Consider the following 21047-nt stretch of genomic DNA (forward strand, 5'->3'; position numbering starts at 1 on the left):
ACCCGGGGAACTGAAACATCTAAGTACCCGGAGGAGAGGAAATCAATCTCGAGACTCCCCGAGTAGCGGCGAGCGAAAGGGGACCGATGGCCAAACCGTCGAGCGGGCATACCCGGCAGGGGTTCCGCCGACGGGGTTGCAGGGCCGCGCATCCGGGGGCTGCCGCCCCCGGGCGCAGGTCCGGCTGGGGAGCGGAACGGCATGGGAGGGCCGGCCGCAGCGGGTGACAGCCCCGTACGCGAACCCAGACCGGACGGCGCGACGCGGTCCCTGAGTAGGGCCGGGCACGTGAAACCCGGTCCGAACCTGGGTGGACCACCATCCAAGCCTGAGTACTACCCTGTGACCGATAGCGCACCAGTACCGTGAGGGAAAGGTGAAAAGCACCCCGGGAGGGGAGTGAAACAGTACCTGAAACCGTGCGCCCACGAGCAGTCGGAGCACCTTTACGGTGTGACGGCGTGCCTTTTGTAGAATGAGCCAGCGAGTCGCTGGCGCGGGGCGAGGTTAACCGAAAGGGAGCCGGAGCGAAAGCGAGCCTTAACAGGGCGACTTGAGTCCCGCGCCGCGGACGCGAAGCCGGGTGAGCTATCCGTGGGCAGGCTGAAGCGGGGGTAAGACCCCGTGGAGGGCCGAACGCACGTCGGTTGAAAACGGCGGCGATGACCTGCGGATAGGGGTGAAAGGCCAATCAAACCCGGAGATATCTCGTTCTCCCCGAAATAGCTTTAGGGCTAGCGTCGCGCGTTCACCGCCGGAGGTAGAGCACCGGATGGACGAGGGGGCTTCGCCGCCTACCGAATCCAACCGAACTCCGAATGCCGGCGGCCCAGAGCGCGGCAGTCAGAGCATGTGGGCTAAGCTGTGTGCTCGAGAGGGAAACAGCCCGGACCGCCCGCTAAGGTCCCCAAGTTCCAGCCGAGTGGCAAAGGATGTGCGTCCGCCCAGACAACCAGGATGTTGGCTTAGAAGCAGCCATCCATTCAAAGAGTGCGTAACAGCTCACTGGTCGAGTGGACATGCGCCGACAATACACGGGGCTAAGCTGGACACCGAAGCGGCGGGATTTTAATTCATTAGAATCGGTAGGGGAGCTTCCCATGGGCGGAGAAGCCGGAGGGCGACCGACGGTGGAGCGCATGGGAGTGAGAATGCTGGCATGAGTAGCGAGAGACGAGAGAGTAACTCGTCCGCCGTGAACCCGAGGTTTCCTGGGCAAGGCTAATCCTCCCAGGGTCAGTCGGGGGCTAAGGCGAGGCCGGTAGGCGTAGCCGACGCGCAGCAGGCAGACATTCCTGCACCGCGCACGCGGCGCTACGACCGACGGGGCGACGGATGGGGGTGGCTCGGCGGGGTTCTGGACGTCCCCGTGATGGAGCGCGGCCCGCGGACCAGGGAAATCCGGTCCGCATCGAGGGCGAGGCTCCGGACGAAGCACTTAAGCGAAGCGAGTGAGCCCGAGGTCCCTAGAAAAACCCCTAGGCAGGCGCGTGCGCGCCCGTACCGCAAACCGACACAGGTGGGTGGGTAGAACATACCGAGGCGATCGGGTCAACCATGGTCAAGGAACTCGGCACAATGGCCCCGTAACTTCGGGAGAAGGGGTGCCCGCGCGTACGTGAACCGGCTTGCCCGGGGAGCGGAGGCGGGCCGCAGTGGAGAGGCCCAAGCGACTGTTTACCAAAAACACAGGACTCTGCAGAAGCCGCAAGGCGACGTATAGGGTCTGACGCCTGCCCGGTGCCGGAAGGTCACGCGGAGGAGTTAGCCGCAAGGCGAAGCCCCGAAGCCAAGCCCCGGTAAACGGCGGCCGTAACTATAACGGTCCTAAGGTAGCGAAATTCCTTGTCGGGTAAGTTCCGACCTGCACGAAAGGCGCAACGACTTGGGCGCTGTCTCGACCATGGACCCGGTGAAATTGCACTGGTCGTGAAGATGCGACTTACCCGCGGAAGGACGGAAAGACCCCGTGAACCTTCACTGCAGCTTGGCATTGGCCGCTGGTCCCGCGTGTAGAGGATAGGCAGGAGGCACAGATCCGGAGGCGCCAGCCCCCGGGGAGCCGCCCTTGGAATACTGCCCTCGCGCGACCGGCGTCCTAACCCGAGGCCGTCAACCGGCTCGGGGACCGTGCCAGGCGGGCAGTTTGACTGGGGCGGTCGCCTCCTAAAGGGTAACGGAGGCGCGCGAAGGTCCGCTCGGGACGGTCGGCAACCGTCCTTTTGAATGCAAGAGTACAAGCGGGCTTGACTGCGAGGCCCACAAGCCGAGCAGGTGCGAAAGCAGGCTCTAGTGATCCGGCGGCCCCGAGTGGGTGGGCCGTCGCTCAACGGATAAAAGGTACTCCGGGGATAACAGGCTGATCTTGCCCAAGAGTCCACATCGACGGCAAGGTTTGGCACCTCGATGTCGGCTCATCGCATCCTGGGGCTGGAGCAGGTCCCAAGGGTACGGCTGTTCGCCGTTTAAAGCGGTACGCGAGCTGGGTTCAGAACGTCGTGAGACAGTTCGGTCCCTATCCTCCGTGGGCGCAGGAGAATCGATGGAGGCTGCCCCCAGTACGAGAGGACCGGGGTGGACGCACCTCCGGTGAACCGGTTGTCGACCAACGGCACGGCCGGGTAGCCGCGTGCGGCGCGGATAACCGCTGAAGGCATCTAAGCGGGAAGCCGTTCCAGGGATTAGTTCTCCTTCCGGTAAGGGCCCAGGTAGACTACCTGGTCGATAGACGGCAGGTGCAAGGCTGGCGACAGCCTCAGCCGAGCCGCACTAATCGCCCGAGCTCTTCCGGAACCGCACCTCGCGGCCCGCGGGACCCAGCGCTCTGAAGCGCGGTCCGGGCACGAGGATGCCCCCGAGTCACCTTTCCTATGCGCCATGCGGCCCCCAGGGCACGTAGATGAGACCCAGGACACCGTAACGGTGGGCGCCGCCCACCGGTCAGCGGCCAGAGCATGGGGGGCACGCCCGGTCCCGTTCCGAACCCGGAAGCTAAGCCCCATCGCGCCGAGAGTACTGCGGGGCCAGCCCGTGGGAGGCCAGGGCGCCGCTGACCGGTGGACGGCACCGAGCCGTCGCAAGACTTGAAGAAGGGGGAGGCCTCGCGGCCTCCCCCCTTTTTTGCGTTTACGGGGCGTGAATGACTCAATTACACCAGACGATCTTGTTGTTTTCGGTATTGAGCCTTTATTTAAAGAAAATAAATCGTATAACAAGGGCAACTGCTATGGCCGCAATGATCATAAGCAGGATTGTCAGCTGATGCTGCTTGCGTCGTTTACTTGACGAAACGAAGATTGATTTTCCCTGTTTTGGAGTCTCGAGATAGCGAGCCGAATGCGTCAAGGTTTGCTTGGGTCGAGGCCCTCTTTGTTGATGAGCGGCGGATGCTTTCATCGGCTCATCACTAACTGCACTGTTTTTAGATAATGGTGCGTCTTTCAGATATACAGGGTCTCCCGAGGCAACGCCCATATGTTTACGTCCCGTTTGGGCTTCTTCGAGCGTTTGATATCGGTTTCTTGTCACATATTTGGGCTCTGGGCCATTGATGGGCTCTTGCGAGATGTGGGGGCGATGGAATCGAATCGGTTGCGGGCTGGATGCTTCGTCCTGCTCCGGCATAAACGTGTTGTCCTGTTTTTGATCGTCCATGATGCCCTTAGCTCGTCATCAATATCGTGTATGCGCCCATTGTAAGCCAGCCGTCTAGTTTTGATGGGATTGCATACATTATTTAAGCCTTCGTTCAAATTCCGTTTATTAGACAAAACCTTAGTCAACCAGACTTAGATATGCTTATATCAATAGACTCAAAAAACTTTATAGTCGATGTATATATAAGAAGCGGCTGGGCATATATAACAGCGTCAAAAGAAGTCCCAGTCACCTAGAAGATGACTCGGCAGTCCTTAAAAGGAGTGGTAAACATGGCAAGCATGGTTCCTTATCGTTCGGTTTTTGGCGTTCGTCCTTCTGCTAGCTCGCTGTTCGATTTGTTTGATGATATGACCGATCTTGCAAACAACTCGATTGCTTCCAAGGCGTTCCCCGTTGATGTCGAGGACAAGGGCGATGGTTATGAGGTCAAGGCCTATCTGACCGGCGTCGCTAAGGATGATATCGACGTTGAGCTTAACGAGGGTCGCCTGTCGATTAGCGTGAACGTTGTGGAGGACGAGGAGAACGAGGGCAAGAACTTCCTGCAGAAGGAGTTTAGCTCGTACAGCGCGACGCGCGGCGTGTATCTGAAGGACGCTTCGAGCGAGGGCCTTTCGGCTAAGTATGCTGACGGCATCCTGACCGTTACGGTTCCCAAGATTGTCGAGAAGAAGAACGTTACGAAGATCTCCATCGACTAACGATGGCTCTGCTTCAATCGAGAGTATGAGTTAAGGGGGGGCTGGGAAGTGATTCCCAGCCCCCCCTTGTTGTCTTGAGGGGCTATTGAATGGTTGTCGGTTGATATTGGCTTGCAGGGCGTATCGAGAGCTTCCGCGGCCCTTGAAGACGGGTGGCAGAACTGCCGAGTTCATCATCGAGACTTGCATCAAGCGCGTTGGCATAGCTTTTGACGGTAAGGCTTGGACGATTATTGTCCTGGCTGATGTGCATGGCGATGAGTTGTTCGGTGCGATCGGTAACAAGTTCGCGCGCGGCTTCGGCGGCCTGGTTGTTGGAGAGGTGCCCCTTTGTGGACAGGATGCGCTCCTGAAGAAAGCGGGGGTACGCTCCTTCGCGCAACATAGTTACATCGTGGTTACTTTCGAGCGCGAGAACTCGACAGTCTTTGAGGATGCCTATGGCCTTGCTCGATAACTCTCCGGTGTCGGTGGCAAACCCAATGGAATCATCGAGAGCATTAAATCGATAGCCGACAGGATTGATGACATCGTGCGATGTTGAGTAGGTTTGCACGTGGATGCCGGCAATGGGGAGCGTGTCGCCGGGGTCAAATTCCTCTACGGGCAGGTGCGCGAGGTTTTCTTTGCATGAAAGGGTATCCCTGCTGGCAAAGAGGGGACCATGCCAGTGCTTGCACCATACATCGAGCCCCTTGATATGGTCACCATGCTCATGGGTGATTACAAGAGCGGCGACGTCGTCTGCCGAGAGGCCAAGCTCCGCCATGCGTTTAAGTGTCTCGCGGCGGGACAGGCCGTTGTCGATCATGATGAGCCCATGAGGCCCCTCGACGAGTGCGCAGTTGCCTTTTGAGCCGCTGCCGAGGATATGAAGGTGCAGGCGAGACATAAGATTCCAAAGGATACAATGAGTGCGGACGAATAGAGGAGGAAGCGAATGCCAACGGTATCTCAGCACTATGGACATCATGCCGCGCCGAGGACGGATAAGAGCGTCCTGGCAACGCGGCAGGCCGCTGCCCCCGTAGTGCTCATGGTATCAGGCGGTGCGGACTCGACGGCGCTGCTCCTTATGGCTTGCACATCAAAGCTGGATATCCAGGACGGGCGCGGCGTCGCTCCCATTGCGCGCGAGCGATTGCACGTGCTGCATGTAAACCATCATCTGCGCGGGGAGGCATCCGATGGCGACGAGGCCTTTGTACGTGGCCTGTGCGCGCAATACGGCTTGCCGCTGTGTGTTGAGCATGCCTATTTTGATGACGAATCGGGCAATATCGAGGCTGCGGCTCGCGAGGTGCGCTATGCCGCGGCACGGAGATATGTTCGCGAACTTTGTGCCGAATCGGGCGCACCGCGGACGGCGGCTCGTATCTGCACCGCGCATACTTCGTCGGACCGCGCGGAAACATTTTTGATGAATGCCATTAAAGGGTCGGGTCCCGCGGGTCTATCGAGCATTCCGCGCCGTCGGAACATTGTGGTTCGCCCCTTGCTCGACCTCACGCACGATGAGCTCGTGAGCTATCTGCAGGTGCACGGTCAGCCATGGCGGGAAGATGAAAGCAACGAGGACGTTTCGTACTTGCGCAACTATGTGCGCCATCGGGTGATGCCGGTGGTGGCGCAGCGCAACGCGAGCGTCTGTAAGACGATTGGCGCCGCCTGCGAGATCTTAGGCGATGAGGATGCCTTTCTTTCCCAGCTTTCCGCACAGGCGTTCCGAAGCTGCCTGCGTAAGGAGGCGGCGGGTGCACTGGTCCTTGACGCTCGTCGACTGGCCGCGGCTGAGGTGGTAATCGCGCGGCGCATCGTGAGACTGGCGATTAAACGCATCGATCCGGACGCTCGTCCAGAGATGCGACATGTGGAGCGAGTCCTTTCCTGCGTTGCCGAGGGCGCCGGCTCGGTCACGCTTCCGGCGGGGATTGACGCACGCATTGAGTTTGGCATGCTGGCGTTTAAGGCGCCGGTGGCTCGCGAGGGCCTGGTCGCGGACTGGGTTACCGTACCCGGTCGTTTGCCGTTGGGCGGGGGACGTGTGCTGGTCGCAGAGCCGATGGCCGTTGAACCGGGATGCGATATCGTGCGCCGCGCCCGTGAGCTTGCGGCTGCCGGGGAAGTGACAGCTTTGGTAGACGCGGCTGCCCTGGGTTTTGCCGACAGCGATAGTGAGCGGATCCTGGCGGGCTCGCGTGGCGAGATCCCTGCCGAGGCGCGATTGGCGCGCCTGTGGGTGGACGGTCCCGCACCGGGAGATGTGATGTGCCCGTTGGGGATGAACGGCCGAAGCAAGAAAGTGTCAGACCTGCTGAACGAGGCTCGTATTCCCGTTTCTGAGCGCGCAGGCGTTCCTGTGGTGAGAACGGCTCCGGGAGGTGCCGTGGTATGGGTCGCCGGAGTTCGCGCGGACGAGCGTTTTAAGTGCACGGCCGCAACGCGCGTGGCATATCTGCTCCGCGTGGTCGATGCGGAATAGCGTCCCACGCCAGCTATTCTGTGCGACGTTGACGGTATTCCCGCGCTGATGGCGTACGGGCTGGAAAATATACCCCGTGCGCTGCTAGAATGTGAAGTTCGCGTCCATACGGCGGTGTGTGGGCGATAAGCACAAGAAAGGGTTGTCATGGCTTCTCAACATCCGGATATCGAGAAGGTTCTGTTTACGCAGGAGGATATCGACGGTATCGTCTCTCGCCTAGGCGAGCAGATTACTCGCGACTACGCGGGTAAGGATCTGGTGCTGATTGCGGTCCTGCGCGGCGCCGTGGTCTTTATGGGCGACCTGATGCGCAAGATCGAGCTGCCGACCAACATCGATTTCATGGCCGTTTCGAGCTATGGCGACGGTGTGAAGTCCTCGGGCATCGTGCGTATCATTAAGGACCTGGATATCGACATCCGCGGTCGCGACGTGCTGATCGTCGAGGACATTCTGGACTCGGGCCTGACGCTCAAGTATCTGATGAAGAACCTCGAGAGCCGCAAGCCCGCTTCGCTGGAGGTTGCCGCCTTCCTGTGGAAGGACGTTGAGGACCGTACCTCGGCCGTCACGCCCAAGTATGTTGGAACCCATTGCCCCGATGCCTTTGTGGTGGGCTACGGCCTCGACTATGCCGAGCGCTATCGTAACCTTCCGTATCTGGGCATTTTGAAACCGGAGGTTTATTCGTAAGATGCCCGACGACCGTAACGATAACAATTCCCAGACTCCCCGGGAGCCTAAGATCCCGGGGATGCCCGGAGGCAAGAAGCCCACGCGTACGGGCTGGCTGTATTTTATTTTGGCTTGCGCGCTTCTGGGCTACGCCTTCTTTAACATGGGCTCCGGCTTTGCCAATTCCAGCAATACCGTAAAGCTCGCGACGAGCGAGATGGTTAACGCCATTAAGCAGGATCGCGTCGAAGATTTGACCTATACGGTTCAAGACGGAAGCGTGGCGGGTCATTACTGGAAGACGAAAAAGGACAAGGGTGACACGAGCGAGCTCAAGAGCTTCTCCTCGACCTATGTCGGCTCCGATTCGCTTGCCGAGCTTATGGCGGAGCACCCCGATACCAAGTACATCGTCAACACCAATGACCCCGATTTTTGGGGCGACTTGGCGATGAGCGTGCTTCCGACGATCGCCCTGATCGCCATCATGTTCTACTTTATGCGCCAGATGATGGGCGCCAACAGCAGGAACATGCAGTTTGGCAAGACCAACGCCAAGACCAACGAGGCAACGCGCCCCAAGGTCAAGTTTGAGGATGTTGCCGGTGTGGACGAGGCAGTCGAGGAGCTCGAGGAGATTCGCGACTTTTTGAGCGATCCGGACCGCTATCGCAAGCTGGGCGCCAAGATTCCGCGCGGCGTGTTGCTGGTTGGCCCTCCGGGTACCGGTAAAACCCTGCTGGCCAAGGCCGTCGCCGGCGAGGCGGGCGTGCCGTTCTTTAGCATCTCGGGTTCCGACTTTGTCGAGATGTTCGTGGGTGTCGGCGCCAGCCGCGTGCGCGACCTTTTTAAGGAGGCCAAGTCTCAGGCTCCGTCAATCATCTTTATTGACGAGATCGATGCCGTGGGACGTCAGCGCGGAGCTGGCTTGGGTGGCGGTCACGACGAGCGCGAGCAAACGCTCAACCAGCTGCTGGTCGAGATGGACGGTTTTGAGGAAAGCGAGTCGGTCATCCTGATCGCCGCGACCAACCGTCCTGACATCCTGGATCCGGCATTGCTGCGTCCCGGTCGTTTTGACCGTCAGGTTACGGTCGACCGTCCGGATGTGAAGGGCCGCGAGCAGATCTTGCGCGTGCATGCCGAGAACAAGCCGATGGACGAGGACGTGAAGTTTGAGAAGCTCGCCCAGATGACCGTTGGCTTTACTGGTGCCGATTTGGCGAACCTGCTCAACGAGTCTGCGCTGCTGGCCGCTCGCCGTCATCGTTCCGTGATCTCGATGGACGAGGTCGAGGAGTCGATGGAGCGCGTGATTGCCGGACCGCAACGCAAGGGTCGCGTGATGACCGAAGCCGAGCGCACCACGATTGCCTACCACGAGAGCGGCCACGCTTTGGTGGGCCACATCCTGGAGCACTCCGATCCGGTTCATAAGATCTCGATCGTCAGCCGCGGTCAGGCCCTGGGCTACACACTGCAGCTTCCGCAGGAGGATCACTTCCTCAAGACCAAGAACGAGATGCTCGACGAGCTCGCCGTGTTCTTGGGCGGTCGCGTTGCCGAGGAGCTCATGTGCGATGACATCACGTCGGGCGCGAGCAACGACCTGGAGCGCGCGACCAAGATGGCGCGCGAGATGGTCACGCGCCTGGGCATGAGCGAGGAGCTGGGCACTCAGGTCTTTGGCGAGGCGCAGCATCAGGTATTCCTGGGCCGCGACTATGCCGATCATCAGGATTACTCCGAGGAGACGGCGCGCCGCATTGATATCGAGGTTCAGCGCATCATGCGCGAGGCCCATCGTCGTGCTGTTGAGATCTTGGATGCCCGTCGCGATCAGCTCGATCTGATGGCGAAGGTGCTGCTTGAGCGCGAGACTGTCGAGGGCGATGCCGTGAATGCCCTGCTCGATAACGAGTGGGACGCCTATCTTGAGCGCGAGGGCGATATCCTGGCGGCCAAGGAGGAGCGCAATGCCAAGGCGGCCGGCATGCCGACCAAGAAGCGCGCGCCTCGTATGAGCGAGGAGGAGCTGGCGGCTGATGCCGCGGCCTTTGCGCAGGCGGCCATGCAGGAGGATGCCGAAGCCACATCCAACGATGCCGGCGATGACCATGTCGTCAACGCTGGCGGCAACACCGACGCCGACAAATAGTTCTTGTAGCGAAAGCCTCCGCGGGGAAACCTGTGGAGGCTTTTCTTTTAAGCGATATGTTGATTGGGGACAGACTTAAATGAGCGTTTTCACGCATTTAAGTCTGTCCCCAATCAACATTGCTGCGGCACTTTGCTCAGCTAAAGCGTACAATAGCGCCTATGTGAAAGGGGAACAGATGATCAACGAAACTATGTATGCTCGCGGTGCGGAAAGCTCCATCATCCGTGAGATCTTTAGCTATGGCCTTGAACGCAAGGCGCAGATCGGTGCGGAGAACGTATTCGATTTTTCGTTGGGCAACCCGAGTGTTCCGGCGCCCGCTGCTGTGGCTGAGTCCATTAAGAAGGCATTGGAGCTGCCGAGCGACCAGCTGCATGGATACACGCCTGCACCGGGTCTGCCGCAGTGCCGTACCGCCGTGGCCGAGTCGCTCAACCGCCGTTTTGGCACGAGCTATGAGGGCAAGGACGTCTTTATGACGGTGGGTGCGGCGGCTTCGCTCACCTGCACGCTCAACGCGATTACCAATCCGGGCGACGAGGTCATCGTTATCGCTCCGTACTTCCCGGAGTATCGCGTGTGGATCGAGAAAGCTGGTTGCACGTGCGTCGAGGCGCTCGCCGATGAAGATACGTTCCAGCTGAGCGTGGATAACGTGCTCAAGGCGATTACCGATAAGACCGCTGCCGTCATTATCGACTCACCCAACAACCCGACCGGTGCCGTATATACACGCGACACGCTGACGCGACTGGCCAATGTTCTGCGCGAGGCCAACGCTCAGCGCGATTCCGAGAATCCGATTATGCTCATCTCTGATGAGCCGTATCGCGAGATTGTCTATGGCGCCGAGGTGCCTTGGGTGCCTTCGATCTACGAGCACACCATCGTGTGCTACTCGTATTCCAAGTCGCTTTCGCTACCGGGCGAGCGCGTCGGGTGGATCCTGGTTCCCAATACGAATCCTCAGGCAGCTCGTCTAATGCCCGCCGTTGCCGGTGCCGCCCGTACGCTGGGCTTCGTGTGTGCACCGGCCCTCTTCCAGCGTGTAATCATCGACTGCATTGATGAACCGAGCGATGTCGAGGCCTATGCGCGCAACCGCACCGCGCTTACCGATGCACTAGCGGAGTACGGCTACACCTATGTTGAGCCGGATGGCGCGTTCTACCTATGGGTGAAAGCGCTGGAGTCCGATGCGAATGCGTTCTGTGAGCGCGCGAAGAAGTATGAGCTGCTCGCGGTGCCTTCGGATAGCTTTGGCATGCCGGGCTGGTTCCGCCTGGGCTACTGCGTGAGCTATGAGACAATCGTCAACTCGCTGCCTGCCTGGAAGCAGCTGGCCGACGAATATCGTCGAAAGTAAAGCGCTCTGCTTACAATGTTTTACGTGAAACGGGGTTTGGTTTTAAGCCAGACCCCGTTGTCTATGCCGTTGTGTGATTGGGATGAAGCAGTTTTACGACTGCCGAAAGCTATGCGTACAATGAATATACGCGACGGCCATACTGGACAAGGAGACCCGATGCCCTACCTTCTTTCTTGTGATATTCATACTCATACGATGTTCTCTGCGCATGCGTACTCAACCATCGAGGAGAACATCTATTGGGCGGCGGAACGCGGCCTTCAGGTGCTCGGTTCCGCCGATCATTTAAGCTCGATGGTTACGCCTTGTCCCAATGACCTGCGCAGTTTCCAATTCTTTATTAACCAGGATATCTGGCCGCGCATTTGGAGCGGCGTGCTGGTGCTGCGTGGTGCCGAGGCTGATATCGTTTCGCTGGACGGCAGCTTGTTTGGCGAAGACATTCCCGTTTCGCTCGATATCGCCGGCGATTCGTATAGTCGTGAGCATTCGCTGTTCGATTTGGTGACGCGTAATTTGGATTATTTGGTGGCAAGCGTGCATAACCCGCAGTTTGCCGAAGGCGCGACGCTCGCCCAAACGACCCAGATGTACATCAATGCCCTGGAGCACCCCAAGGTGTTCATGCTTGGGCATGCGGGGCGCTCGGGCGTGCCGTTCGATATCGATGAGGTGCTGTTGGCGGCCAAGGCCAAGCACAAGATCATCGAGATCAACAACCATAGTCTTGAACACGGTGTCGACACTGAGCATTGGGCCGTATGCCGCAAGATCGCCGAGCGCTGCGCCGAGCTGGGCGTGGGTATTGGCGTGTCGACCGATGCCCACATTGGCATGGCCATTGGCAAGCTCGATCACGCGCGCAAGATGCTCGACGAGATTCACTTCCCGCTGGATTTGATCGTGACGCGCGACCGCGAGACACTGCTGCGCGAGATGGCGGCAGCCGGCGTGTGTGACCTGCGCAAGGGGATGTAGCGGAGTTCATAAACCAAGCGAAGGGGGCGGTCCAGACGGGCCGCCCCCTTTCTTGTCCCGAAAATCTACCGGGGTGGATTAGCGGCGCTCGAGGACCGCTACGGTTTCGGTGTGGTCGGTATGGGGGAACATGTCGACGGGCGTGATCTTGAGCAGGCGATAGCCTCCGTCGAGGAGCTGGTGCAGGTCGCGCTCTTGGGTCACGGGGTTGCAGCTGATATAGGTGATGCGGCGCGGCTTGAGTGCGCAGGCGGCTTCGAGGAACTCGGGGGTGGAGCCGGCGCGCGGCGGGTCGATGGAAAGGACATCGATCCGCTCGTTGTTGTCGGCGGCATCTAGGATGTAGTCGGTGGCGTCGTCGGCCATAAACCAAGTGCTGCGGGTGAGGCCGTTGAGCTCGGCATTGCGACGTGCGTCGGCAATGCCCGCCGGGTTGCGCTCCACGCCGAGCAGCATAATGCCGATACCCTTGTTCTGGGCATCCTTCGCGGCGCAAAGACCGATGGTACCGCTGCCACAGTAGGCATCCATGAGCACATCGCCCTGGTGCAAATCCATGCCGTCGATAGCGAGCTGATAGAGCAGCTCGGTCTGTTGCGGGTTGGTCTGATAAAACGCGGTGGGGGAGATATCGAACTCGCAGCCGAGCAGCTGGTCGCGCATGCATTCGGCGCCATACACGATGCGAGTTTCCTCGCCGAGGATGGCGTTGCCGGGGCGTCCGTTGATGTTTTGGGCGACGGTGACGATGTGCGGATTGAGTGCGGCGACAGCCTCAAAGAACTCCTGCGCATGCGGCAAGTCGCGCTGAGCGGTTACGAGCGTGACCATGACCTGGTCGGTACGCCAACCGCAGCGGACGACGGCATAGCGGAGCAAGCCCAGATGCTTGTCCTCGTTAAAGGCGGGAATGTGCAGGCGCTCAGCTTCACGCGCGATGCCGTTGAGAATCTGACGGGCGCCCGGTGCCTCGACGGGGCATTCGGGTACGGCAACGATCTTGTGCGTGCCGCGCTCAAAGAAACCGCAACGGATGGCGCCCTCCTTACCGGGAGCAAAGGGAGTGGCAGCCTTATGACGAAAGCCACGCGGCGCAGGATATTTACCCGGGTCGCCCAGGGTGACACCCATGCCACGAATAGGATCTACAGCAATGCCCTCACGCTCACAAAGCGAAGCAAAAAGCTCCTCCATGGCAGCCTGCTTGGCGGCGAGCTGCTTCTTATAAGGACGATTGAGCGCCGTGCACCCACCGCAAGCTTTCATGATCGAACAGGGAGACTTGGGGTCCACAGCCTTACGCGCAGACGAAACCCGATCTTTATGCGGGCGCTTAGAGCGAGCCTGAGGTGCCTTATTCTCGTCCCGGCGAGAGCCAGAACGCTTGGCTTTAGCCCTGTTCTTGGTCGATTTGCTTTTTGCAGCTTTAGAAGACTTGGATTTCGTAGAAGATTTCTCCTCCTTTGACCCCTCAGCCGCTTCCACCAAAGCACGACGAGCCCTACGCTCCGCACGAGATTCTGCCATGAATTAACCCCACTAATTTACAAATTGAAATCTGAAAGCATTGTACCGTGCCAAGCTAGCGGACGATATGCAAGCACCCATTTCATGTTAGTGATAAGCCCAACGACGTTTGCCCGCCGGGTGCCGGGGCTGGGGCTAAGTTTGTCGCGAGTTCCGCACGAACAGGAGAGCACTTAATGTGCTCTCCGTCGTGAGCAGGACTGTAGAGCAGCAAACTTAACCCCTGCCCCGGCACCCGGCGGGCAAATCCTCCCTTGTACTCTATCAAGGTAAAGTGTATGATGCTGAACGTTACATGATTCACTTTACCTAACTAAAGTGCCATCAAGGGGGAATACCATGAATACCGATATGTCTCGTCGTCAGTTTGTTGGTCTAGCCGGCTCGCTTGCCACGGTGCTTGGCCTTGGTCTCGTCGGCTGCGGCGGTGGTGCCGGCAAGGGCTCCGCTGCTGGCTCTGCCGCGGCCAAGGATGTGAAGGGCGCCGCGGAGTCCAAGAAGCTCGTGGTGGGCTTTGATAAGTCCTATCCTCCGTACGGCTTTGTGGGCGACGATGGCGAGTACACCGGCTTTGATCTCGATCTTGCCAAGGCTGTTGCCGATAAGCAGGGCTGGGAGGTCAAATACGAGGCCATCGATTGGGATGCCAAGGACACGCTGCTCAACTCCGGCGCCATCAACTGCATCTGGAACGGCTTTACCATGGAGGGTCGCGAGGACGACTACACGTTCTCCGAGCCGTACATGCTCAACGAGCAGGTGCTGGTGGTAAAGAAGGATGCGGGCATCAAGAGCTGGGACGATCTTGCCGGCAAGACCGTGATTACCCAGACCGATTCCGCTGCGCAGGATGTGCTCGAGGGTGACCAGAAGGATCTGGCGGCGACTTTTGCCACGCTCGACACGATCGGCGAGTACAACACGGCCTTTATGCAGCTCGAGAGCGGCGCGGTCGATGCCGTGGCTTGCGACCTTTCGATTGCCCAGTATCAGCTTGCCGCCAAGCCCGATGCTTATACGCAGCTCGACAAGCCGCTGTCCAGCGAGCACTACGCCGTCGGCTTTAAGAAGGGCGACACCAAGTCCGCCGATGCCGTGACCGAGTCGCTCAAGGCGCTCTATGAGGACGGCACGGTTAAGGACCTGTGCGACAAGTATTCAAGCTATGGTCTATCTTTCGATAATTGGGTGCTCAAGTAATGTCTATTCAGGTCATGATACAGATGCTTGGCCAGGGTTTCTTGGTCAGTTTGCAGTTGTTTGTGCTGACGCTGTTGGGGTCGATTCCGCTGGGAATCCCCGTGGCGTTTATGCGCATGAGCAAAATCGCGCCGCTTCGCTGGATCGCGCGCATCTATATCTCGGTCATGCGCGGCACGCCGCTCATGCTGCAGATGTTTGCCATCTACTTTGCCCCGTACTACGTGTTTGGCATTTCGCTCACGCCCGATTCCAAGTGGACGGCGTGCGTCGTGGCGTTCATCATCAACTACGCCGGCTATTTTGCCGAGATCTATCGATCGGGCTTGCAGTCCATTCCGCGCGGTCAATACGAGGCTGCCGAGGTGCTGGGCTATTCGCGCGTGCAGACGTTTCTGTATATCGTGATGCCGCAGGTCGCCAAGCGTATTCTGCCGGCGATGGGCAACGAGATCATCACGCTGGTCAAGGACACGTCGCTGGCGTTTGCCATTGGCGTGGGCGAGATGTTCTCGACGGCCAAGGCGCTGGTTGCCTCGCAAGTGAGCATGGTGCCGTTTGCGATTGCGGCGCTGATTTACTGGGTCTTTAACTTTGTGGTCGAGATGCTGCTGGGTGCCGCCGAAAAGAAGCTGGACTATTATCATGACTAACTCAGTGATGAAAATCGAAAGCGCGCGCAAGGCGTTTGGCGGCAATGAGGTGCTCAAGGATATCTCACTCGAGGTAAAGCGTGGCGAGGTCGTGGCGATTATCGGGCCTTCGGGCGGCGGTAAGTCCACGCTGCTGCGCTGTGCCACGCTGCTCGAGACACTCGACGGAGGCTCGCTCTCGTTTGGCGACCTTGCCGTTGCGACGGATGCGGGATCGGGCGCGGTCTATGCGAAGGGCGATGTGCCCAAGCAGGCGCGCTCGCGATTCGGCCTGGTGTTCCAAAATTACAATCTGTTCCCGCACTATACGGTGATGAAAAACATCACCGATGCCCCGATCCGCGTGCTCAAGCGCCCGCGCGAGCAGGCGGAGGCGCGTGCGCGTGAGTTGATTGTGCAGATGGGGCTTACGGGCAACGAGAACAAGGTGCCGTGTGAGCTTTCCGGCGGTCAGCAGCAGCGCGTGAGTATTGCCCGCGCCCTGGCACTCGATCCGGAAATCTTATTCTTTGACGAGCCGACTTCGGCGCTCGATCCCGAGCTGACGGCCGAGGTGCTGCGTGTCATTAAGGACCTGGCGGCGCAGAATATGACGATGGTAATCGTGACCCACGCAATGCAGTTTGCGCGCGATGTTGCCGACCGCGTGGTCTTTATGGACGGCGGTCGCATTGTCGAGGAGGGATCTGCCGAGCAGGTTATCGACCATCCGCGCGAGCAGCGCACGCGTGAGTTCTTGAGCCGTATCGAGGGATAGACTCAGGTATTTACTCAACTATTAATTGAGGCGAAGCCGCCACAGGTCTTACGGTCTGTGGCGGCTTTTTGTTTACATCGGCGGGGTTCAATAATTGCCCCACAAGCTTGTCTCTTCCTCTCGCCGCCTGTATTCATGCGCGTGCCGAAAGGTCTGCATGGACAGCCGCCCGTGAGGGTAGGGTGGTGGCATAGGACATTTGGAGGGTGAGTCGGCTCGGCTGCCGACCATGCTGCTCCCGGGACGGCACCGACCGCGAACTCTCCCCGTTGGCGTCGCGCATTGCGCGCGGCCCTGCAAGGAGGTCATCATGGGTGCTCCCAAGACCGGTAACGTAAGGAACGTGGTGCTCGTAGGCCAAGGCGGGGTGGGCAAGACTTCACTCGCCGAGGCCATGCTCCACCTTTCCGGCAAGACCGCCCGCCTGGGCGGCCACGACGGCACCAAGCCCACGCTCGACTATGACCCCGAAGAGGTCAAGCGTGCGTTTTCCATCTCGACGACCATTGCGCCGATCGACTGGAAGGGTGCTCGCATCAATGTGCTCGATGCCCCGTGCTATCCTGATTTTATCGGCGACGCCTTTGCCGCGATGAGCGTCTGCGAGACGGCCCTGTTTGTGGTCGACGCCGAGGCCGGCCCGCAGCCTACGACGGTTAAGCTCTGGTATGCCGCCGAGGACCTGCGTCTGGCGCGTGCGGTATTCGTAAACCGCCTGTCGCGCTCCGAGGCCAGCTTTGCGACCACAATGGACCTGCTGCAGGAGCGCTTTGGTACGCGCCTGGGCGCCGTGACTCTTCCCTGGGGCGAGGGCGAGGACTTTGACGGCATCATCGACCTGGTGCGCATGAAGGCGCGCCACTGCAACGGCGCCGAGGCCGTTGAGTCGGAGATTCCCGAGGAGTATCGTGCCCAGGCCGAGGAGGCCCATGACCATCTGTGCGAGCTGGTGGCCGAGGCTGACGACGAGCTGATGATGAAATACTTGGAAGGCGAGGAGACGCTGACGCAGGAGGAGCTTGAGGGCTTGTTGTCCAAGGCGATCGCCGAACGCATCTTTGTGCCGGTCTTTGCGGGCGATTGCATTAAGGAGCAGGGCGTCAACTCGCTGATGGACGACATCGCCACGTACTTCCCGGCGCCGACCGACTACGGCGAGATGCCGCTCATCGACGGCGATTCGCTTAAGATCTCGAGTGACGATGACCGTCCGGTGGCCTTTGTGTTTAAGACCCTGGCCGATCCGCAGCAGGGTCGCATCAGCTTTATCAAGGTGCTGACGGGTACGCTTGAGCCGGGTCTTGAGCTGATCAACGCCCGCACGCGCAAGAGCGACCGTCTGGCTCACCTTTATGTGATGTGCGGCCGCGACATGACCGAGGTCGGGCACGCCTATGCCGGCGATATCATCGTGGCACCCAAGCTGGCGGCCGAGACGGGCGATACGCTCTCGATTACCGGCAAGGTTGAGGCTGCGGCGTTTAAGTTCCCCAACTCGCAGTACCGCATCGCCATCGAGGCCGAGAACCGTGGCGACGAGGAGAAGCTCTACACGTTTATCGAGAAGGCCTGCAAGGCAGACCCGACCATGAGCATCGACCGCGACGAGGAGACCGGGCAGACCATCATCTCGGCGGTGGGCGAGGCGCAGGTTTCGGTGCTGCTCAACCGTTTGGAGGACCGCACCAAGGTTGTGGCAAAGAGCGTGCCGATCCGCATTCCGTATCGCGAGACCATCCGCCGCACGGCGAGCGCACAGGGTCGACACAAGAAGCAGACCGGTGGTGCCGGTCAGTATGGCGACTGCTGGCTGCGCGTTGAGCCGCTCATTGGGCCCGACGGCACGAGCGACGGCTATGAGTTCGTGGACGAGGTCGTGGGCGGTCGCATTCCGCGCTCGCTGATTCCCGCCGTGGACAAGGGCGTCCAGGAGACCATGAAGGACGGTATTATTGCCGGCTACCCGCTCACGGGCATTCGCGTCGCGGTGTACGACGGTTCGTATCACAGCGTCGACTCCAACGAGATGGCGTTCCGCGCGGCGGCTCGCATCGGCCTGCGCAAGGCATGCGCCGATGCCGATCCAGTGGTGCTGGAGCCTATCGAGGAAATCACGGTGACGATCCCCGAGAGCTACGCCGGCGCCGTGATGGGCGACATCTCGGCCTCGCGCGGTCGCGTGACGGGCATGGAGACCGATGAGCGCGGAGACACCGTGGTCATTGCCCAGGCGCCGCTGGCCGAGCTGACGGATTACTCGACGCGCCTGCGCTCCATCACGCGCGGCACGGGCGACTTTACCATGAAGCCCGCGGGCTATGAGCAGGTGCCCTATGACGTTCAGGCCAAGCTGGTCGAGCGCTATGAGGAGGGCCGCGCCAAGTAGCGCGTGGCGTTGCCTGCAACATGCATGCCGGTGCAAGGGCCGCTCTGGGCAATCCGGGGCGGCCCTTTTTGATCCCTGGGGGACGGAGGAAAACGGATCATTTTAGGTTTTGGGGCAGCTTGGTCGGCCCTAGTCCCCCGAGGCCTGATTGCGGCCGGTGGCGTAGTCGATCTGCACGTGCGGCTGCAGATCGTAGCAATATACGTGGAAGCAGAGGGTCTTGCCGTGGTCCTCGACCGATTGCGCCTCGAGGCGCACGCCGCGGCAGACGAGCTCCTCTTCGTTATACATGGGTGTGACGCGGTAGAGCACATGGTTGCCTGTGTCGTGGATGTAGTCGAGGATCTGCTCTTCAAACGGCAGCATGCCCGTTTCGTTGAGATAGCGCGTGCCGGTGAGCAGATTCTTGCGGTTGGCGTTTTCGCCGCAGAGCGACCAGGCGATAAGGTGGCAGCGGTTGTAGAGGCTCTGACCCGGAATAAAGTCGTAGCGCTGCTGGTGCCACCCGGCGGGATGGATACGCGAGATATCGCCGCGCTTGCCCTGACCGAGCGATTCGGAACCCACGCAGGCGAGTGCCTTGCGGGTGCGGCCCAGGCTATCGAGCTTGGAGAACTTCTTAAAGCAGCCCTCTTCGGTAGCTCGCTCGTATTCGTCGAGCGTGAATGATGGCGTGCCCAACGGGTGCGTGCTGTCGGCGCGAAGGGCAACGTAGGGGTTGCCGGCGTAGTCGGGAATGCTGCTGAGATATACGCCGCGGGCGCGGTCGAGATCGGGGTTTTCGACCTCGTCGATGGGGGTGACGTTTGAAGAGGCATCGTCAGCGGTGTCGGTCGTGGCGGATTCAGAGCCATCGCCGGAGTCCTGATCATCTTCGGAGTCCGTGGAGCTCGCTGTTCCCGATTCGAGCCGGGCGACCAAGTCCGCTTCGTCGTCGGTGCGGTTGGGACTCTCGTTTTGCTTCTCGGCCAGAGCCGCCGCCTGTTCATCGCTTTGCGGCGAGAGCAGCTTGGGAGCTCCGTCGAGCGATCCCGTAAACAGCGCAAACCCCAGCACCACGGCGGTGCCGATGGAAAGTACTTGCTTGTAGGCGGACTTGCGCGACATTGAGGCTCCTGGATGGACGGTTCGGAATCTACCAGTCTAGCAGGAGCCGGCTGAGGCCGCTCCGCCGAACAAATACTCAAGATTTGGGACAAACACTCCTGATTTATTTGTCCCGCGGTCTAGATCGAGGTGGAGTCGAGCCAGTTGAGCTTGCACTCGAGAATGCGCTGCTCGCCGGGTTCGCTGCTGCCGTCAAGTAGGGCGAGCAGCATCTCGGCTGCTTCGCGACCTTCCTGGTCGACGGGCTCGATGATGGTGGAGACGGTCGGTGTGGTGAGATTAGTCCAGTCTTCGCAGTTGAGTCCCAAAAGGCCGATTTGCTGCGGAAGCAGATGGGCCATGGGCTGAAGTGCCTTGTAGACGCGGGGGAGCGCCCATTGGTTTTGGACAAAGATGAGCGTACGCTTGGCGGGGTTGAACTTGTATTTAAAGTATTCGGTGAGCTCGTTGATTGACGGCTTGTTGTGATCGATGGGAATGGCTTTGTAGAGCTGCCCATTCGCGGCTAATGCCTCGGCATATCCCTGAAAACGTTCCATGCGGGTGCGCATTTCGGTCATATTGGCGGCAATGGAGAAAAAGTCCTCGTAGCCGGCATCGAGAAGCGCCTGCGTGGCGTTGTACACGCCGTCGTAGAGGTTGGTTTTGATCCAGCTGGTGCCTGGGCTGTAGATGGCCGCGTCAAAAAAGACGACGGGCTTGCCGGCGCGTCTAATGCGGTCGTGCACGGCTTTGAAGTTTGCCGTGGGCTGGATGATAAAGCCATCGACGCCCAGCGAGAGCATCTTGTCGACGTACATGAGCTCGGTCTCGGGGTTAAAGTTGCTCGTGCAAACGACCGTCTGGTAGCCCGCGGGGAGCATGACCTGCTCCATGCCGTTGAGGACGAGGCCCGCCCACTTGTTGGTGTTATCCAAAATGATGATGGCAATGACGTGGGTCTGTTTGCCGGTGAGCGTTTGCGCTTGGGCGTTGGGAACGTATCCGAGTTCCTTGATGACGCGCGCAATCTTTGCCTGCGTCTTCTCGCTAAGCTTTTCTCGTTTGTCGTTGAGGTAATACGAGACGCTTGCCGTCGAGGTTCCCGCCTCTCGAGCGACGTCTGCGATCGTAACGCGCTGTTTTGCCACAGCGACTCCTTCCGACAGATGAGCATTTTCCAACATGATGACTTTGAGTCTTGGTGAGGGATACGCTTCGGTGAGCGACTTTTTCCTTTCATATGAGTATGCAACAAATGCGGTATACGGGTGGGGTCGAAATTTGTGACCGGCATGCGCATCTGCCGTCTACCGAGAAAATCAAATACTTCTTGACTTTTGAAATCGAGGGTAAAATCGCAGGATTCATTTTTGGTTAAACGCATAACTAAATCGCATAACCAACGC

15 protein-coding genes and 2 rRNA genes are annotated in these 21047 nt (G+C 59.5%); 12 read left to right on the top strand and 5 right to left on the bottom strand.

Annotated elements, in window-relative coordinates; translation table 11 throughout:
- Nucleotides 1-2793, top strand: a 23S ribosomal RNA gene (locus DW870_RS05840); the annotation flags it as partial.
- 146 nt (nucleotides 2794-2939) lie between these two features.
- Nucleotides 2940-3055, top strand: a 5S ribosomal RNA gene (rrf, locus tag DW870_RS05845).
- 131 nt (nucleotides 3056-3186) lie between these two features.
- On the opposite strand, the gene DW870_RS09270 is transcribed toward rrf, so the two are convergent.
- On the bottom strand, nucleotides 3187-3654 hold the full coding sequence (locus tag DW870_RS09270; protein ID WP_117801082.1) for a hypothetical protein: 468 nt from the start codon (nucleotides 3652-3654) through the stop codon (nucleotides 3187-3189).
- 275 nt (nucleotides 3655-3929) lie between these two features.
- Between DW870_RS09270 and DW870_RS05850 the strand changes: the two genes are divergently transcribed.
- Entirely contained in the window at nucleotides 3930-4361 is a 432-nt protein-coding gene (locus DW870_RS05850; protein ID WP_055251783.1) for an Hsp20/alpha crystallin family protein, read from the top strand.
- 82 nt (nucleotides 4362-4443) lie between these two features.
- Here DW870_RS05850 and DW870_RS05855 read toward each other — a convergent pair whose 3' ends face one another.
- Nucleotides 4444-5253: an MBL fold metallo-hydrolase gene (locus DW870_RS05855; RefSeq protein ID WP_117877157.1), complete on the bottom strand. Its 810-nt coding sequence runs from the start codon at nucleotides 5251-5253 to the stop codon at nucleotides 4444-4446.
- Nucleotides 5254-5301: 48 nt separating this feature from the next.
- Between DW870_RS05855 and tilS the strand changes: the two genes are divergently transcribed.
- The 5 genes from tilS to DW870_RS05880 all read left to right on the top strand — a co-directional run bounded on the left by tilS (nucleotide 5302) and on the right by DW870_RS05880 (nucleotide 12029).
- Nucleotides 5302-6843 (top strand): tRNA lysidine(34) synthetase TilS, encoded by a 1542-nt coding sequence (tilS, locus tag DW870_RS05860; RefSeq protein WP_199573615.1) that lies wholly within the window; start codon nucleotides 5302-5304, stop codon nucleotides 6841-6843.
- A 147-nt stretch (nucleotides 6844-6990) separates the two neighbouring features.
- Nucleotides 6991-7539: a hypoxanthine phosphoribosyltransferase gene (hpt, locus tag DW870_RS05865; protein WP_055251779.1), complete on the top strand. Its 549-nt coding sequence runs from the start codon at nucleotides 6991-6993 to the stop codon at nucleotides 7537-7539.
- 61 nt (nucleotides 7540-7600) lie between these two features.
- The gene (ftsH, locus tag DW870_RS05870; RefSeq protein ID WP_304485489.1) at nucleotides 7601-9679 is read left to right on the top strand and encodes an ATP-dependent zinc metalloprotease FtsH; all 2079 of its coding nucleotides are present in this window, start codon (nucleotides 7601-7603) and stop codon (nucleotides 9677-9679) included.
- 178 nt (nucleotides 9680-9857) lie between these two features.
- The gene (locus DW870_RS05875; protein WP_117877161.1) at nucleotides 9858-11048 is read left to right on the top strand and encodes a pyridoxal phosphate-dependent aminotransferase; all 1191 of its coding nucleotides are present in this window, start codon (nucleotides 9858-9860) and stop codon (nucleotides 11046-11048) included.
- A gap of 159 nt (nucleotides 11049-11207) precedes the next feature.
- Complete coding sequence (locus tag DW870_RS05880; RefSeq protein WP_117629855.1) at nucleotides 11208-12029, top strand: phosphatase; 822 nt, start codon at nucleotides 11208-11210, stop codon at nucleotides 12027-12029.
- A 78-nt stretch (nucleotides 12030-12107) separates the two neighbouring features.
- On the opposite strand, the gene rlmD is transcribed toward DW870_RS05880, so the two are convergent.
- The gene (gene rlmD, locus DW870_RS05885) at nucleotides 12108-13322 is read right to left on the bottom strand and encodes a 23S rRNA (uracil(1939)-C(5))-methyltransferase RlmD (RefSeq protein ID WP_369831644.1); all 1215 of its coding nucleotides are present in this window, start codon (nucleotides 13320-13322) and stop codon (nucleotides 12108-12110) included.
- A gap of 573 nt (nucleotides 13323-13895) precedes the next feature.
- Between rlmD and DW870_RS05890 the strand changes: the two genes are divergently transcribed.
- The 4 genes from DW870_RS05890 to DW870_RS05905 all read left to right on the top strand — a co-directional run bounded on the left by DW870_RS05890 (nucleotide 13896) and on the right by DW870_RS05905 (nucleotide 18552).
- A complete protein-coding gene (locus DW870_RS05890) occupies nucleotides 13896-14756 on the top strand; it encodes a transporter substrate-binding domain-containing protein (RefSeq protein ID WP_117877165.1) in 861 nt (286 codons plus the stop codon).
- The gene (locus DW870_RS05895; RefSeq protein WP_117877167.1) at nucleotides 14756-15409 is read left to right on the top strand and encodes an amino acid ABC transporter permease; all 654 of its coding nucleotides are present in this window, start codon (nucleotides 14756-14758) and stop codon (nucleotides 15407-15409) included. Before DW870_RS05890 ends, DW870_RS05895 begins: the two co-directional genes overlap by 1 nt.
- Complete coding sequence (locus tag DW870_RS05900) at nucleotides 15402-16166, top strand: amino acid ABC transporter ATP-binding protein (RefSeq protein WP_117877169.1); 765 nt, start codon at nucleotides 15402-15404, stop codon at nucleotides 16164-16166. The genes DW870_RS05895 and DW870_RS05900 overlap by 8 nt, the downstream gene beginning before the upstream one ends.
- Before the next feature lie 310 nt (nucleotides 16167-16476).
- Complete coding sequence (locus DW870_RS05905; RefSeq protein ID WP_040359539.1) at nucleotides 16477-18552, top strand: translation factor GTPase family protein; 2076 nt, start codon at nucleotides 16477-16479, stop codon at nucleotides 18550-18552.
- 129 nt (nucleotides 18553-18681) lie between these two features.
- Here the strand turns inward: DW870_RS05905 and DW870_RS05910 are convergent, their stop codons facing one another.
- Both DW870_RS05910 and DW870_RS05915 read right to left on the bottom strand, forming a co-directional pair.
- Complete coding sequence (locus DW870_RS05910) at nucleotides 18682-19659, bottom strand: DNA/RNA non-specific endonuclease (protein WP_117877171.1); 978 nt, start codon at nucleotides 19657-19659, stop codon at nucleotides 18682-18684.
- Nucleotides 19660-19778: 119 nt separating this feature from the next.
- Complete coding sequence (locus DW870_RS05915) at nucleotides 19779-20789, bottom strand: LacI family DNA-binding transcriptional regulator (protein ID WP_233547397.1); 1011 nt, start codon at nucleotides 20787-20789, stop codon at nucleotides 19779-19781.
- Nucleotides 20790-21047: the final 258 nt, after the last annotated feature.

The organism is Collinsella sp. AM38-1BH (genome assembly GCF_003467545.1).
Classification (GTDB): Bacteria; Actinomycetota; Coriobacteriia; order Coriobacteriales; family Coriobacteriaceae; genus Collinsella.

Bases quoted from the DNA above. Each gene is read 5' to 3' on its own strand.
- DW870_RS05905 (WP_040359539.1), top strand. From the start codon at position 16,477: ATGGGTGCTCCCAAGACCGGTAACGTAAGGAACGTGGTGCTCGTAGGC.
- DW870_RS09270 (WP_117801082.1), bottom strand. From the start codon at position 3,654: ATGGACGATCAAAAACAGGACAACACGTTTATGCCGGAGCAGGACGAA.
- ftsH (WP_304485489.1), top strand. From the start codon at position 7,601: ATGCCCGGAGGCAAGAAGCCCACGCGTACGGGCTGGCTGTATTTTATT.
- DW870_RS05910 (WP_117877171.1), bottom strand. From the start codon at position 19,659: ATGTCGCGCAAGTCCGCCTACAAGCAAGTACTTTCCATCGGCACCGCC.
- DW870_RS05875 (WP_117877161.1), top strand. From the start codon at position 9,858: ATGATCAACGAAACTATGTATGCTCGCGGTGCGGAAAGCTCCATCATC.
- DW870_RS05890 (WP_117877165.1), top strand. From the start codon at position 13,896: ATGAATACCGATATGTCTCGTCGTCAGTTTGTTGGTCTAGCCGGCTCG.
- DW870_RS05895 (WP_117877167.1), top strand. From the start codon at position 14,756: ATGTCTATTCAGGTCATGATACAGATGCTTGGCCAGGGTTTCTTGGTC.
- DW870_RS05855 (WP_117877157.1), bottom strand. From the start codon at position 5,253: ATGTCTCGCCTGCACCTTCATATCCTCGGCAGCGGCTCAAAAGGCAAC.
- tilS (WP_199573615.1), top strand. From the start codon at position 5,302: ATGCCAACGGTATCTCAGCACTATGGACATCATGCCGCGCCGAGGACG.
- DW870_RS05880 (WP_117629855.1), top strand. From the start codon at position 11,208: ATGCCCTACCTTCTTTCTTGTGATATTCATACTCATACGATGTTCTCT.
- hpt (WP_055251779.1), top strand. From the start codon at position 6,991: ATGGCTTCTCAACATCCGGATATCGAGAAGGTTCTGTTTACGCAGGAG.
- DW870_RS05900 (WP_117877169.1), top strand. From the start codon at position 15,402: ATGACTAACTCAGTGATGAAAATCGAAAGCGCGCGCAAGGCGTTTGGC.
- DW870_RS05850 (WP_055251783.1), top strand. From the start codon at position 3,930: ATGGCAAGCATGGTTCCTTATCGTTCGGTTTTTGGCGTTCGTCCTTCT.